Origin of the sequence: Hymenobacter sp. UYP22 (genome assembly GCF_040547285.1) — a bacterium.
In the GTDB taxonomy this organism is placed as follows: Bacteria; Bacteroidota; Bacteroidia; order Cytophagales; family Hymenobacteraceae; genus Hymenobacter.
The window spans coordinates 231,704-246,533 of record NZ_JBEPPK010000004.1 but is presented as its reverse complement, the minus strand read 5'-3'; the positions used below and the strand labels follow the sequence as shown (position 1 = coordinate 246,533).

Genomic DNA, 14,830 nt, shown 5'->3' with positions numbered 1-14,830 from the left:
GCCGCCTAACCTTTTTCAGCCTGCATAGAAACATAACGGCCCGCAGTACCGATTGGTACTGCGGGCCGTTGTTCTTTAAAGCTAAACCTTATTCGTCAGTAATACCCTGGTGCTACTCTTCCTCGGCCGAAATGGCGGCGGGGCCTTCGGGGAGGTTGAGCAGGGGGCCTAGCAGCAGGGCATTGGTGAACAGGCGGGAGGTGCCGTGCCAGTAGTGGCGGAAGTTGGGGTCGTCGGCGAACAGGATTACCCGGCCCGCGCCGGCCTTGCTCACTACCACGGCCGCCGAGTTGCGAATCTGCCGCAGGTTGTTCTGAGACACGTAGCCGCTTACCAGCGGAGTGGGCGTGTACTGCACCACCGTGGCGTAGGGGTTGCGGCTGGGGCGCAGAAACGTGGTGCCATTGCGGAACACGTACAGCTGCCGGCTGGGCAGGCCAAAGCCGATGGGGTTGGTCACGTCCACATCGGCGCGGTAGATGGAGCCGGCAATGGCGCGGGTGCCTTCCTGCTCCTGGGTCACGAAGTCGAGGCGTTGGGCTGCTGGGCTCTTGCCTTTGGCCGCCGTGGCGGTGGTATCGGCCCAGCCGCCGTTGGCCGGAATCAGCAGCTTTTCCTTCACGATACCCTGCTTGATGGCCCATTCTGAGGCGTTTTTCAGGGTAATGAGCGTGCCGCCATCCTGCACCCAGCGGCGCAGCTTGTCCACGGCGGCTTTGTCGAGGGATGCGTAGGAGCCGCCTACCAATACCAGGCTGTTGTAGCGGCCCAGCGGTGCTCGGCCAAAATTGCTCAGCTCCAGGCGCGTTAGGGGCAGGCCTAGCTGCTGGCTGGCCACGAACCAGGCTTCGCCCACTTCGGAGGCGTTCAGGCCGGGACCGACTAGCAAGGCGGCTTTGGTTTCGGGCAGCGTCCGCACGTTGTTCGAGCCCAGGTCGATGCCGCCCAGGCTGAAGCCTGTGCTCACGCCCGTAAACGTCACCTGCTGCTGCCGGCTCACCCGACTCACCACCTGAAATACCGAGTCGGCGGACAGTTTCTGGGCGGCTACTGGAATAACCAAGGTGCCATAGCCGAAGTCGGTGGGCTGCTCGGCGGTACCGGCCCGGAAAGGCTTGAAGCTGACTTTGGCCGTAATGCCAGCCCGCTGCAAGGCTACCAGAGCGCGCGGAGCGTTGTACTCTGACCACGGGAGCAGGTAGGCGTAGCTGCTCTGCCCGCCGCGCACGGTGCCGGCCAGGGCCAGCGGGGCCGATACGGGGGCACCCTGCACCAGGGCGGTGTTTTTCTGCTTGGAGAAGGGGAGGCCGTAGGCGTGGGCCTGGCTCCAGCCCGTTACGTCATAAAATACACTGTCGTGGAAGGTGGTCAGCTCCTCGAACAGGGAATGCACTACCCGGTACTGGGGCTGACTGGCGGGCACCACGTAGGCCTTGCCCGCCCGGAATTCCTGCTTATCCAGCGTGACGTTTTTGCCCAGCGCGTGCACTTCTATTTTGTGCTGCAGCAGTAAGGTCAGAAAACGGTTGGTCAGCGTCTCGTCTTGGGCGCTACCGAACACGTAGGCCTTGGTCGGGAACTTGCGGGCATCGGTGAGGGCGGAGGTGAAAAAGTCGCGTTGGTGGCGCAGGTACAGGTCTTTCTCTTCCACGGCCCCGCGCACCGTGGCCAGGCCGGTGGCCACGTGGTTGCGAATGGTGAACGGAAACGTCACCACGCCGTTACTGCCCTCCTGAGCCAGTCCCCGGGAGCTGCCCACTTCAAACGTAATGCCCACGCCGCCCTGAAAATCGGGGTAGGTAGAGCCGTAAATGGGCGAAAGGTTGTCGAATTGCTCCTTGGTCCAGTACAACGAGCCCAGGTTATCCAGGGACTTGGCGAAGTACTTGGCTAGGTGCACGTTCAGTACCTCGTAGGTAGCCCGGGGTATCAGGTCGTTTTCGGTGCTGAACGGCTTGGAGGGCTCGAAGTAGTAGGTGCCGTTGGTGCCCATTTCGTGAAAGTCTATCATCACGTTGGGGTACCACTCGTGGAAGAACGCCATGCGGGCCCGGCTTTCGGGCTGGGTCAGGGCCAGCCAGTCCCGGTTCAGGTCGGTGTAGAAGTGGTTGGTGCGCCCGCCCGGCCAGGCCTCGGTATGTTCCCGGTCCAGCGGGTCGGTGGGGTTGGGCCAGGATTTGTTCTGGTCGAACCAGTGCGAGGCTCGGTCTCGGCCGTCGGGGTTTTCCAGCGGGTCAATGGTAATAACAGCCTGCTCCAGCCACTGCTTGGTTTCGGGGGCGGTGGAGGCTGTGAGGTAATAGGCCAGCAGCAGGGCGGCTTCCGAGGAACTGCTTTCGTTACCGTGCACCCCAAAGTTGAGGCTCACTACCACCGGCAGCTTGCGATAGTCGGGCGCGGCCAGCTTAGGGTCCACCAAAGCCCGGCGGGCCTGCTGCAGGCCGGCCAGGTTCTGCTGATGCTCGGGGGCCGTGATGGTGGCCACTACCTGGGGGCGCTGCTCAAACGTCGTCCCGATAACGCGCAGGCTCACCTTGTCCGACACCCGGTCCAGCTCCCGCAAGTAGGCCACAATCTGGTCGGTGCGGGTGTAGTGCGAGCCGATGGGGTAGCCCAGGAACTGCTCGGGCGTGGGCACGGCCGGGTCGAAGCTGGCGGCCGAAGCCCCCGGAAAGAAGTAGGTGTTCTGGGCCGCCGCCGGGGCCGCCAAGGCCAGTGCCAACACGACGGTGCTCGATAAAGCTTTTAACATGCGGAAAAGAAAATAGTCAATTGGAGGACAGGTAGTTGGGTATGGGTGGTGGCATGAAATAGCTGCAGGCTGCGCACAAAAAAGCCGGGAACAGGCCCTAAGCCCGCTCCCGGCCAGGGAGTGGGTCACTATACCAGCACCTGAATAACGGCCTCGGAGAAGCGCTCCATTTCTTCCAGTTGTGGGCTACACTGTAGCAGGAACAAGTCCACGCCTACATCTTCAAAAGCACCGATGCGGTCGGCTACTTGCTGGGGCGTGCCGGTGAGGCCGGAGCGCAAGCCCCGGTTGGAAACCGAGTAATCCTGCAGGCTCACCTGCTTTTCGAGCTGGGTGCCGGCCAGCCACTGCTGGTAGTTTTTGTAGCCCGCCGCTGAGCCCTGCACGTTGGTAATGCGTTCCAGTTCTTTTTTCACCTCGGCCTCCGTGTTGCGCACAATGCTGTAGGCGGCCACCCCAAACTTCATGCGGGGCAAGCCCAGCTTTTCGCGCCGCTCACTCAGGTCCTGAATGCGGCGGCCAATGGCCTGCGGGTCGTCACCGTGCATCACGTACCCGTCGCACTGCGCCGCAATCAGGTTCTTGGCCGCCTCCGATTCACCGCCGGCGTACAGAAACGGCCGGGGCCGCGACACGGGCTTGGGCTGCAAAATCGAGTCAGTAACCTTATAGAATTTGCCCTCAAAGGTGAAGTGGTCCTGCTTCCAGAGGTTGTCCACCACGTGCAGCCACTCGGCAGTGCGGGCGTACCGGTCATCGTGCTGCTCAAAGTGTACGCCGTACTTCGTAGCCTCATCCTGCCACCACGACGATACCACGTTCAGGCTCAGCCGGCCGTTGCTGATGTGGTCGATGTTGGCGGCCTGTTTAGCCAACAGGGCGGGGGAGTGGAAGGTAGGACGCACAGCCACCATCAGCTCAATCTTTTTGGTGACGGCTGCTAGGGCCGCCGCCGTGCTCCAGGCATCCAACGAAGGAGCTTCCTCGCCCTTGATGTCGTTGAGGTTCAGCTCGGCAATCAGAGACAGGTCGTAGCCCAGGTCCTCACTGCGCTGGGCCAGGGTTTTTACGTAGTCCCAGTCGGCGCGCATGTTCTCGTCTTCCACGTTGCGCAGCCACCCGCCAAAAACGGGCATCCAATATCCGTACCGCATGATTTTTTTGGTGTTATAAGACCGTCATGCTGAGCCTGCCGAAGCATCTCTACCGTTTCGCCAGGTACTTCTCAACGAAGCGGTAGAGATGCTTCGCTCAGGCTCAGCATGACCGTTCTGGTTTAGTTGGTAGCCAAGCTCAGTTCTGGTTTGGCGGGGGTGCCAATCTGGGTTTCGAGGTAGTCCACGAAGCGGACGTAGGGGTCGAAGCCCACCACGTTCACGGCATCGGCCACGAAGTTGGACAGGGCATTGATGTCGTAGAAGAGCACGTCGCCGGTCCGGTCGTCAATCAGGTATTCAATGCCGCCCACGTCAATTTTGGCAGCGGCCACAATGCGCTCCACGGCCTCAATCACCTCGGACGGGGGCGTAAAGGCTTCCACCTGAATACCTTTCTTGGGCGCTTCCGTCAGGCAGAAGTCACCGGCCGCCGGCTCCTCCGGAATCTGGCAGATTTCGGCCGGGCACAGGTTGAAGCTCTCCCCGCTGGTATACACTTTCATGGCGTAGAGAAACTTGCCATTCAGAGTCTCTACCCGGTGAATATTGCCGCCGCGGGGCGTCACGTACTCCTGCACCAAGGCAGTTTGGTCGATGCCCAGGTCAATTTGCCCGGCGGCTACGGCGGCTTCCACGCCCTCAATGGTATCGAAGCGGATGATGCCGGCCCCACTGCCCCCAATGTTCACCTTCACCACAATGGGGAACTGCAGCTGCCGGGCCGCATCGGGCACGCGGGAGGCGTGGTTGATAACCAACGACTTCGGAAACTTCAGCCCCAGTGAGGCAAACAGGCTGAGCTGCCGGGCCTTGTTGGTTTCGATGGCCGTAGCCGCCGAGCCGTTGATAATGCGCGTGCCGATGCGCTCCAGGTGGGTGGCGTAGCCGGCCGTATGGAAAATGCCCTGGCCGTGCCCGCGCAGGTAGGCCGAGGAGCTCATGCGGTTTACCACCAGCGAGTAGCGGCTCTCTGTTTCCGAGGGGTCGAAGAGGTGGTGGGCGGCGTCAATTTTCTCGTAGGGCAGGCCGCGGCGGTCCAGCTCCGCAAACAGCGGCTTAAACCATTCGGGGTGCTCGAAATAAATACCGATGGGCTTGGGTGAATTTGCCATGGGATGGAAAATGTGAGAGAAGAAAAAAATGGTGGAATCAGGTTAATAGCCGGGATTCTGCTCTAGGTCGGGGTCGGCTACCAGGTCATTGAAGGGCAGAGGGAATATCCAGCGGCGCTGGTCGGTAACGCCAAGCACGGCCCCGGCCCGGCCGGTGCGCACCAAGTCAAACCACCGGTCGGCCTCGAAGGCAAACTCCACCCGCCGCTCGTTCTCAATAGCGAGTAGCAGAGCGTCGGCAGTAGCGGCGGTGCTGGCCGGCACTCCGGCACGGTTGCGCACGGCGTTCAGGTCGGTCAGGGCATCGGTGAGCTTGCCTTGCTTGGCGCGGGCCTCGGCCCGGATAAGGTACTGCTCGGCCAGGCGCAGCACGTAGCTAGGGTCGTCGCGCTGAGCTGAGCGGCTGTAGAGGTTGCCGTAGGTGACGTTGCTGCCGGCAATAACCGTGGTAGCCAGCAGGGCTGAGCGGCTGCCGCCCACGGTGGGGTCGTTGAGCAGGGCAATGGCGGCCGGTACGGGCTGAAAGTTAAACTGTCCGCCCAGGGCGCTCGGGAACCAGTTGTTCCACATGGAGTTGGCGTCGGAATTGCTGAACGTCAGCTCAAACACCGATTCCCGGCTCAGGAAGGGTGCCGTGGAAATGGTCCGGTAAGGTGTTACCAAGCCGTAATTGCTGCTCCCGATTACCTGAGTGGCGTAGGCTTCAGCATCGGCCCATTGCTGGCGGTAGAGGTGCAGGCGGGCCCGGAGGGCGCGGGCGGCGGCCTTTACGGCCCGGTTGCGAGTGGCAGCCTCGGGCAGTAAGTTTTCGGCCTGAGTTAGGTCGGCCAGCACCTGGTCGTAGGTTTGCTCGCGGGTGCTGCGCCGGATTCCCCGGCCGTTTTCCTTGGTGCGGGTGGGCGTGAGCACCAGCGGTACTCCACCCCAGCCCCGGCCCAAATCAAAGTACACCAGGGCCCGCAGGAAGTAAGCCTCGCCCAGTAGCTGGTTTTTCTCGGTTGCCGTCAGCAGCGGGTCACTGATGCCGGGTAGGGCTGCCAGCACGTTGTTGGCCCCGTTCACGGCCTGGTACATCTGGGTCCAGGCCTCGGTAATGAGCACGTTGTCGGCGCTGAGCTGGTTCTGGTCAATCTGCAGAAACTGGTTCAGCGTACCATTGAAGCGCACATTCTCGCCGGGCAGAAAACCCAGCACCGGCCAGTTGAGCTGATAGTAGGCCTGCACCCGGTCATACACGCCGATGGTGGCGGAGCGGGCACTGCTGGCATCGGTAATGGCCTGGTCGTCGGGGAGCTGCTGCACCGGCGTGGGGTCCAGCAGGTCGTTGCAAGCCGAAATGCTCAGGGTAAAAGCACCCAGCACGGCGGCAAACAGCAAGTGGTATAGCGAAGATTTCATCGAAGTCGGATTCTGAAAACAGGGTGTACTGTCATGCTGAGCGCAGCCGAAGCATCTCTGCCGCTGGCTAACTCAATCGTGTGGACGAAGCGGTAGAGATGCTTCGGCTGCGCTCAGCATGACGGGCTTATATCTTGGTTATAAGCCCACCGTGAGGCCCACCTGGAAGGTGCGGGGCTGGGGCACGGTGGCCCAGTCGAAGTTTTTGGTGTTGCTCACCCCGCTCTGGGAGTTCACCTCGGGGTCCAGGCCGGAGTAGGGCGTGATGGTGAAGAGGTTGGCGGCCTGCACGTACACGCGCAGGGAGTTGAGGCGGGCCCGGCCTACTACCTGCTGGGGCACCGTGTAGCCCAGCGAAATGGTGCGTAGGCGCAGAAAGGAGCCATCCTCCAGGTACCGGTCGCTCAGGTTCTGCACCACGCCGCCGTAGTTGTTGGAGGCCGGGTTGGTAGTCAGGCGCGGAATGTTGGTGATGTCGCCGGGCTTCTGCCAACGGTCCAGCTGTTCGCGCAGGTAGCCGATGTTGCTCTGCGTGCCACCGTGCACCAGGAAGAAGCGGTTCATGTTCATGATTTTCGCGCCTTGCTCGAAGTTCAGGGTGAAGCCAAAATCCAGGCCTTTGTAGCTCACCGAGTTGGTTACGCCCCCGAAATAGTTGGGCCAGGCGTTGCCCACCAGCTGGCGGTCGGCCACCGAAATCTGCCCGTCGCCATTCACGTCCTTGTACTGGGCGTCGCCGGTTTCGGGGTTCACGCCGGTTTGGTGATAAAGCCAGAAGGAATAGAGCGGAGCTCCCTCTTCGAGCCGGAATATGTCGCGGGAGCCGGAGGTAATGGGCGCGGCCAGCTTCTCGATGCGGTTCACATTGCGGGCCACGTTGGCGGTAGTGCTCCACTGCACGGCCGAGGTGCGGGGCAGCCAGTTGGCCGTTAGCTGCACCTCGAAGCCCTTGTTGCTCACGGCCCCGTAGTTTTCCACCACTGAGGCAAAACCCGTTTTGCGCGGCACCGGCACGTTCAGCAGCAGACCCGAGGTGTACTTGTCGTAGTAATTCAGCTCCAGCAGCAGGCGGTTTTGCAGCACAGCTGCATCCAGGCCTACGTTCCACTGCCGGGTGCTTTCCCAGCTCAAATTGGGGTTGGCCAGCTGAAGGGGGGCGGTACCGGGCAAATCGAGGTAGTTGGCCCCGCCCTGCACCAGCCCGCGGGCGGCAAAGTCGCTGATGCCGGCCTGGTTGCCCGTTTTGCCCAAGCTGCCGCGCAGCTTCAGCTCCTGAAACACGTTCAGGTTCCGGATAAACTCTTCCTCGCTCAGGCGCCAGCCCAGGCCCACGGCCGGGAAGTAGCCCCAGCGGTTGTCGGCCCCGAAGCGGGAGGATGCGTCGGCCCGCAAGCTCACATCGGCGGTATAGCGCTGCTTAAAGCTGTAGGTAGCTTTGCCGAAGAAGGATAACAGCCCGGCCTGGGAGCGGGACGAGGAACCCGTTTGGGTAGCGGCCGAGGCAATGCTGGTCAAATCATTGCTGGGGAACTGCTGGCCCGAGAGGCTGGTGCGCTGGAAGGTGTTTTTCTGGATGGTATTGCCCACCAGGGCCTGCAACGAATGGTCCTCGCCGAAATCCACCGAGTAGTTCAAAGTCTGCTCGTTGAGCAGAGTGATGTCGCGGGATAGGAAGGAAGTAGCCGTGCCCCGGGGCTGCCCGGCCAGGATGAGCGTGTTGTTGAAGTTGTTCTCGTACATGTCGTTGAAGTCGATGCTCCAACTGCTGCGCAGGGTCAGGTGCTTGCCGAATTGGTACTGCCCATACACATTTGAGATGACGCGGGAGCCCACCGCATCGTTGTTCAGATTGTCAATCAGGGCCTGGTGATTATCGAAGGAGCCGTACTTGGCGTAAGTGCCGTCGGGGTTGTAAATTGGCAGGTTGGTGCGCGGAAATAGGGCCGAGTTGATGACGCCCACCGGGTTGTTGTCGTTGCTGCTCACGTTGCGGTGGGTGCGCGTGAGGGCCGTACTGGTTCCAATGCGCAGCCTATCGGTCACGGAGTTATCCAGGTTCACGCGCAGGCTAAACCGGTCGAAGTTGGTAGGCTTGGCAATGCTTTCCTGCCGGAAATAGCCGCCTCCGATGTAGAACTGCGTTTTAGCCGAGCCCCCGGCCGCCGACAGCTCGTAGCTCTGGGTCTGGGCCGTGCGGAACACATCAGAAAGCCGGTCGTAGGTTTGCTGCTCCTCGGGTAGGCCGCGCCCCCCGGCGGCCACTGGGCGGTAGGGCAGCTGGGCGGGGTTGCCGCCGTCGTTCAGAAACCGCTCGTTTTCCAGCTGAGCCAGCTCCGGGCCGTTCACCAGCTCGTACTGTTTGGGCGCCTTCGACCAGCCGTGGTAGGTGTTGAAGGTGATGCGGGTTTTGTCGCCGGCCTTGCCGCGCTTGGTCTGGATGAGCACCACCCCATTGGCCCCGCGCGACCCATAGATGGCCGTGGCGTTGGCGTCCTTCAGGATTTCGATGCTCTCGATATCCTGGGGGTTGATGTCGGCCAGCGGGTTGCTGGATACCTGGTTGCCCAGGCCGGTGGCAATCAGGTTGGTGTTGTTGATGAACACCCCGTCCACCACGTACAGGGGGTCGTTGCTGGCATTCACGGAGTTGCTGCCCCGGATGCGGATGAACACCCCGCCGCCCGGCACCCCCGAGTTGGCCGATACCTGCACGCCGGGCGCTTTGCCCTGCAACAGCTGGTCGGGGCTGGCCGCCGGAATGTCCTTCAGCGCATCACCCTTCACCGAGCTGATAGCGCTGGTCAGGGTCTTGCGGTTTTGCTCGCTGTAGCCCGTCACCACCACCTCCGATAGTTGCTTCACGTCGGCTTTCAGGGCCACACGCACCGGGCCGGCGGAAGCATCCACGGTCTGGCTTTCGTAGCCAATGGCGCTAACTGTTAGGGTGCTGCTACCAGGCGGTAGGGTCAGCGAAAAAGTGCCATCGGGGCCGGTAGAGGCGCCTACGGTGGTGCCTTGGACCACCACCGTAACGCCCGGCAAGGGGCTGCGGTCCGTGGCATCTACGATGGTGCCGGTTATGGAGGAGGCGGCCGTCTGGGCGAAACTCGCCGGGGCCAGGCCTGCCACCACTGCTGGCACCGCCAGAAGGGTAGAGGATTTCATACTGCAGAAAAAGCAAGGGATGAGCATGCGCAGCCGTAACAGCAGCCTACTCGGGGGCTGCGCGGGCGCGTTGGGAGGTGAATACCAAAGAGGGCAAAAACCCTGGGGTAAAACTTCCGCTCCTACACCCAGCTTGTGCACAGCCGGGGGCCAGTAGGCCGGCAAGGGGCCGGTGGAACTAGCAGTTTGCGGAGAAAGGAAGTAGGGAGGATCAGGCTATTCCAGAGGCCGAAGCAGTCGGCGCACAGAAAAACCCCGCGGGCATGGTGGGCCCGGGTACGGCGTAGAACAGTGGCGCGCTACCGCTCCGCTCTACCGGCAAGCAAAAAGCAAGAAAGGGTAACCCTATGCCTTAGCAGCCCATGCCCACCATCCGCATACAGACGGCGCCACGCATCAGGCCACAACATCCATGCTGTACGGATGCGCGGGTACGGGTACTGCTGGGGGTGCTGGTGAAGGACTTCACGGCGTTGTTGTTTTTATATGGTCAGGACTTGGCACCGTTCCGGATGTTCCGGGGGTTGTCGGCGGTTCATCGAGCCTGTCTCTCCGCGCCTCTGTATAAAAACAATCCTTTGTGGGGTAAAGAATTGATGTTGCAAATGTACTGGCGCGCTTTTCGAAAAACCAAATTTTTGTTTCAGCGCCGGCTATTAGGGCAACAGTTCCACCTGGGCGTTCGTGCTCAAAATATTCCTTTTTGCTTATTTTAAGCGCTATTTAGGTGTTATAAATACCTGCTTTGTGGGTCTGATTGCCGCAGTTTTTCAATGAAATTATTCTGCTTTAAGAGCCGTCGGGCAACGTTTTGGCAAGCAGCAGGCGTCCTCTGGGCCAGCAGCTGCCAGCAACTGGCTTGTACCCGGCGGGCTCAAGCCAGTTGCTGACATACGCACCGGCCCGCGGGCCAGCAGCTGATTATCCGACCATTGATTGTAACTCGCGCTTCTAGAGCGTGTGGACAGTCGACGAAATGTTTTACATAGCACGTCATGCAGAGCGCAGCGAAGCATCTCGCGTGCTGATGTTGCGAGGGTAAGCAGACTTCCGCACACGAGATGCTTCGCTGCGCTCTGCATGACGTTCCTTCGGCGCGACTGTTCACATAGCCTAGCCGATTATCTACTTGCCATTCATGAAGAAAACCTGTCTTTCCATCCTGTTTGCCGCTTTTTCTTACGCCAGCTTGGCCCAGAAGCCCACCACCGAGGTTATGGTTGTGGGCTGCGACCATCTGAACCAGATTTACAAAGCCGATAAGCCCACCACCGATGTGCTGACGCCCCAAGGCCAGCAGAATATCAGCCGCTTCACGGCCGCCATTGCCAACTACCAACCCGATATGCTGGTGGTAGAAGCCCTGCCCGAGGAGCAGCCCCGCCTCGACAGCCTCTACGCCCTGTACCGCCAGGGTAAGCTGGACCTGGCCACCCTGCCCGGCGGCCGCAGTGAGATTTACCAGGTGGCGTTCCGGTTGGGCAAGCAGCTGCAACTGCCCAAAATTTACTGCGCCAATGCCCCGGGCGGTACATCGCAGGGTATTTTGCGCACCGGCCAGAATATTGAGGTATACCAGCAGGCTGGCGCGGAGCTGAGCAAAGTAGCCGGCGCCAAAAGGGCCGCGCTGGAAGATGGGAGCTTGCCCCTGTACCGGTACCTGGCCGCCATCAACCAGCCGGAGCTGTACAACCTGGTGTACCGGCTGCGCTACGTGACGCCCGCCCGGGTAATGAACAGCCGCTTCACCAACCCCGATGCGGCCGTGGATACGGCCTTCGTAAACCCCCGCTACATTGGGGCGGAGTTGATTTCGGTGTTCAAAAACCGGGACTATAAAATCTACTCCAACATCGTCACGCAGGCCTTGCAGAGCCGCCCGCAGCGGGTGCTGGCGCTGTTCGGGGCCGCGCACATCGGCTCCCTGCAAAGCATCTTCGCCAGTGACCCGGAGTTTCGGGTGATGGAGTCGCGGAAGTACCTGAAGAAGTAAGCCAATGGTTGTGCTATTGGCGTCGGCCATCAGAGCAGGTGAGTATATTCTTTGCCACCTGTTGAAAGAAAGGCATGCGGTGGCGTGAGGCAAATTCCTGAACTGAAATCTGCAGCCGGGATACCTCCGCACTGTCTGTAGTGAAATGCAACCCAGTTAGCCACAGATACACTTGATAGTAATCAAGTAGCCAAGTGTGCGTGTCTAGGGTAAATAGGGCTTGCAGGCCTTCTGGTCTGGTAGTTGTTTGGCCGGTACGCAAATGAGCTACCGCCTCAAAAGCCCGCAGTAGCTCGGCGTATACATTCTGTTGTAGGGCAGCTACCGTTGGAAATGCCGCCCACGTTGTGGCTATCCAATCAGTCAGAGCGGCAAACTGCTGAGTAAGGAATAGTGCCTCCGCTACCAGAAAATGATAACCGGCCGGAAAGAGATTATAAAAATCAGGTAAGGCTGGCGAGGGCAGAGTAGGCTGCGGAATGCTAGCTGCTTCCTGCTGCAACTGCTGCAACAGCGCGTTTGATAATGGCTGATTAGGCGCTTCATACCAAGCTGCCATTATCTGGGCAAACGCTCGTCGTCCCCGGGGAAAGGCGTGCGTTTTGGGGGGCACAGGTAAGGCTAGTAGCAACGGCAGGCGCGTCTGCCAGGCGGCGGTATCTTCGGCCAGAAACTCTCCCAAAAACAAGGTGCAGTGCCCGAAAAGCTGGGCTTCAGGAGTGCGTTTGTGCCGTAGGTATTCCGTCAGTATTTCTCCGTACGCTCCGGTCAGGTAAGCTAGGTCAACAAATGACTCCACAAACAGCTCTTGACCGGCCGGGTGGGCCGCCAACCGCAAAGCCAGCGGGGCGGCCGCGCCAGTAGGAGCAACCGGGCGTGTAACCCGCCCCAGAAAGTAACCCAATAGCAGCCGCTCTGGGTAAGAAAGCAGCGCCATGCCCAGCAGCTCCGGAATATCGGGTGGGGGAGAACTGGTGAGTGGAGCAGTTACCAATGCGGATACAGAGCGTCCAAACGCCGCAAAGTCGGGGTGACCCGCATAGCGGGCCAGCGTATCGAGAGTATGCAGATGATAGCCGCCTTCTTTGCTTACCAGCCCAAAAAAACGCCGTAATGTACTCGGACTTAGGCGCCGCCCACCAGTGGCCGCGGTTTTTTGCAGCTCTGCCTCCAAGGCGTCACAGTGGCTGGGGTAGCGCAAAGGCTGGCCAAAGCGGGTGGCTACGGCTTCGCGCAAAGCCGAGTGAAGAGGAGGAGCAAGATGTGGCACGGAGTAAAGTTGGAATTCAACAGTTAAAGAAAAGAAATTTTTGGCCTTTGCGCCTTGGTCCTATCAACGCGCACTTTTGGGCAGTCATTTATGCGTCTACTACTATGAAATGCACGAACTGCGGCCGGGAAAAGGTCTTTTTTGGTGATATCTGCAGCTATTGCGGCACTCGCAACCACGATAATAACCAGTCGCTGGACGGTTTCTGGGGGAGGTTTTCCTCTAAGCAGCCGTAGACTAAGCCCAAAAAGAAAAAATCCTTTTTCCGCCCATTATGGGCCTTGCCTTTCAAACTGCTGTGGCTACCGATGCGGTTGCTGTGGTGGTCATTCAAGGGAGCATTTTAATTCTTTCCTGCAAGCTCATGACCTTTTCAATTACCTGTCGCCTTATGCTAATGGTGCTGCTGTTCGGCCAGTTTTCCAGCAGTTTCGCGCAGCAAGTGTATGTTAAACGCACGTATTACGACTACAATCGTCAGCACCTACACGAGGAGTATCAGTTCATCCGCACAGCAAATAAGCTGGAAGTGAAAAATGGCTACTATAAAGAGTATGATGAGCAGGGGGTGCTATGGAAGAAAGGCAATTACCGGAATGGCCACGCGGAAGGCAGGCAGTTGGAATATCTCAACGTGGAGGGCAAGCCCCAGCTTCAGTACGATATAACGGTGCGAAACGATATTCCTAACGGGCCATATATCCGCTACAAAGGACCGAACGATAAAATGTCGGCCGGTGCTTATGTGAACGGTTCGCGGGAGGGAACATGGAAATTCTACTACGCGGAGGGCTACGAAGTGTGCACGTATAAAAATGATGCGAAAGAAGGCCCGGCGGCCTTATATTATACAGGAGGTAACCTAGCGGAGCAGTATGTCTATCGGAACGATAAGCGGTATAACGACGGAAACAGTAAGAGTTACTACGAAGATGGCAGCCCCAAGAAAATAGGTCATTTTACGGAGGGCCTGATGGATGGAAAGTTTCAGGCCTGGTACCCAAACGGGCAGTTGCGTTACGAGGAAAACTACGTGAATGACATTCCGCAAGGCCGTTTTCTGGCGTATAGTGAAGACGGGCAGCTAACAACCGATGATACGTATGCCAATGGTCAGCTGATTGAGCACAAAAAAACGGCTCAGGAAATAGCCGAAGAAGCGCGACGTCAGCAGTTAGCGGCGCAGCAGCAACATCAGCAGCAGGAACAGCAGGCAGCGGAACAAGCATATAGGCAGGCTGAAGCCGCCCGGCAGCAGCAAGTAGAGTTGGAGCACCAGGCTTCGTCACTGGCGTACGAGGCGGCCCACAAGCAGGAAATGATGCGCAACGAAGCGGCGGTAGGCTATCGGCGGCAGCTTGATACCCGGTTGTACGTGGAGGTATATCAGCAGGTGCTGACAGAATATCAGGCAGCAACTACGCCCTTCGCCAAGCTTGCCCAGGCCCAGCGGCTGGAAAAGCTGTTGAAGCTGACCGAGCAATTAGAAAGAGGGGAGCAACCCGAACTGAAGAAAGCACTTCGCAAGGCAACCGACCCAACTACAATTCAGACCTTAATTGGACTATAACCATTCACAGCCCACACAGATCAGAAAGATGCCTGCTATTGCATTTGCTGGAAATTTTATTTTCTTGAACATAGGCCGGTTGTACCAAGAGGGGATGAGCGAGGAGGAGTTATACAACGTGACCCGTAAGGCTTGGCGGGCGGCTGCCCGTCGACGTGGGCTGGTGCAGTATGCCGCCGGAGTGCAGGGAGGCATTATCCGGTCTGTATACTGCGTGGAGAGTTGGCAGCCTTGCACCGAACCTCAGTTCGCCAGGCGCTGGGAGTTCACGCAACTACCACCGAATGACGACTTGCGTCAGCGTTATGTCGGGCAATCTTCGGCACCATATATGCCACCCGGGGCACGATTTGTAGTCCAGTATAACTTTAGTTAAAGCTGTTTTTAGGAAGTTACTCGGTATGCTAAATCGT

The 14,830-nt window shown here is 59.3% G+C and carries 8 protein-coding genes and 1 riboswitch; of the genes, 2 read left to right on the top strand and 6 right to left on the bottom strand.

Going from position 1 to position 14,830, the window contains the following annotated elements; genetic code table 11:
• Nucleotides 1-112 precede the first annotated feature (112 nt).
• The 5 genes from ABIB60_RS09570 to ABIB60_RS09550 form a co-directional block, all read right to left on the bottom strand.
• The gene (locus ABIB60_RS09570) at nucleotides 113-2,752 is read right to left on the bottom strand and encodes a M14 family zinc carboxypeptidase (protein WP_354579461.1); all 2,640 of its coding nucleotides are present in this window, start codon (nucleotides 2,750-2,752) and stop codon (nucleotides 113-115) included.
• A gap of 128 nt (nucleotides 2,753-2,880) precedes the next feature.
• Nucleotides 2,881-3,906, bottom strand: a complete 1,026-nt coding sequence (locus ABIB60_RS09565) for an LLM class flavin-dependent oxidoreductase (protein WP_354579459.1) — start codon at nucleotides 3,904-3,906, stop codon at nucleotides 2,881-2,883.
• Between the two features lie 122 nt (nucleotides 3,907-4,028).
• On the bottom strand, nucleotides 4,029-5,021 hold the full coding sequence (locus ABIB60_RS09560) for an ATP-grasp domain-containing protein (RefSeq protein ID WP_354579457.1): 993 nt from the start codon (nucleotides 5,019-5,021) through the stop codon (nucleotides 4,029-4,031).
• A 42-nt stretch (nucleotides 5,022-5,063) separates the two neighbouring features.
• Complete coding sequence (locus ABIB60_RS09555; RefSeq protein ID WP_354579455.1) at nucleotides 5,064-6,419, bottom strand: RagB/SusD family nutrient uptake outer membrane protein; 1,356 nt, start codon at nucleotides 6,417-6,419, stop codon at nucleotides 5,064-5,066.
• Between the two features lie 138 nt (nucleotides 6,420-6,557).
• Nucleotides 6,558-9,584, bottom strand: coding sequence for a SusC/RagA family TonB-linked outer membrane protein (locus ABIB60_RS09550; RefSeq protein ID WP_354579454.1), 3,027 nt, complete (start codon nucleotides 9,582-9,584; stop codon nucleotides 6,558-6,560).
• Between the two features lie 479 nt (nucleotides 9,585-10,063).
• A riboswitch (SAM riboswitch) is annotated at nucleotides 10,064-10,155 on the bottom strand.
• Between the two features lie 567 nt (nucleotides 10,156-10,722).
• Between ABIB60_RS09550 and ABIB60_RS09545 the strand changes: the two genes are divergently transcribed.
• Nucleotides 10,723-11,577, top strand: a complete 855-nt coding sequence (locus tag ABIB60_RS09545; RefSeq protein ID WP_354579452.1) for a DUF5694 domain-containing protein — start codon at nucleotides 10,723-10,725, stop codon at nucleotides 11,575-11,577.
• A gap of 13 nt (nucleotides 11,578-11,590) precedes the next feature.
• On the opposite strand, the gene ABIB60_RS09540 is transcribed toward ABIB60_RS09545, so the two are convergent.
• Entirely contained in the window at nucleotides 11,591-12,814 is a 1,224-nt protein-coding gene (locus tag ABIB60_RS09540; protein ID WP_354579450.1) for a hypothetical protein, read from the bottom strand.
• Between the two features lie 307 nt (nucleotides 12,815-13,121).
• Here ABIB60_RS09540 and ABIB60_RS09535 point away from each other — a divergent pair, with 307 nt between their 5' ends.
• Nucleotides 13,122-14,417 (top strand): toxin-antitoxin system YwqK family antitoxin, encoded by a 1,296-nt coding sequence (locus ABIB60_RS09535; protein WP_354579449.1) that lies wholly within the window; start codon nucleotides 13,122-13,124, stop codon nucleotides 14,415-14,417.
• Nucleotides 14,418-14,830: the final 413 nt, after the last annotated feature.

Excerpts from the sequence above, each read along its gene's own strand:
- ABIB60_RS09570 (WP_354579461.1), bottom strand. The coding sequence starts at position 2,752 with ATGTTAAAAGCTTTATCGAGCACCGTCGTGTTGGCACTGGCCTTGGCG.
- ABIB60_RS09565 (WP_354579459.1), bottom strand. The coding sequence starts at position 3,906 with ATGCGGTACGGATATTGGATGCCCGTTTTTGGCGGGTGGCTGCGCAAC.
- ABIB60_RS09560 (WP_354579457.1), bottom strand. The coding sequence starts at position 5,021 with ATGGCAAATTCACCCAAGCCCATCGGTATTTATTTCGAGCACCCCGAA.
- ABIB60_RS09555 (WP_354579455.1), bottom strand. The coding sequence starts at position 6,419 with ATGAAATCTTCGCTATACCACTTGCTGTTTGCCGCCGTGCTGGGTGCT.
- ABIB60_RS09550 (WP_354579454.1), bottom strand. The coding sequence starts at position 9,584 with ATGAAATCCTCTACCCTTCTGGCGGTGCCAGCAGTGGTGGCAGGCCTG.
- ABIB60_RS09545 (WP_354579452.1), top strand. The coding sequence starts at position 10,723 with ATGAAGAAAACCTGTCTTTCCATCCTGTTTGCCGCTTTTTCTTACGCC.
- ABIB60_RS09535 (WP_354579449.1), top strand. The coding sequence starts at position 13,122 with ATGGGCCTTGCCTTTCAAACTGCTGTGGCTACCGATGCGGTTGCTGTG.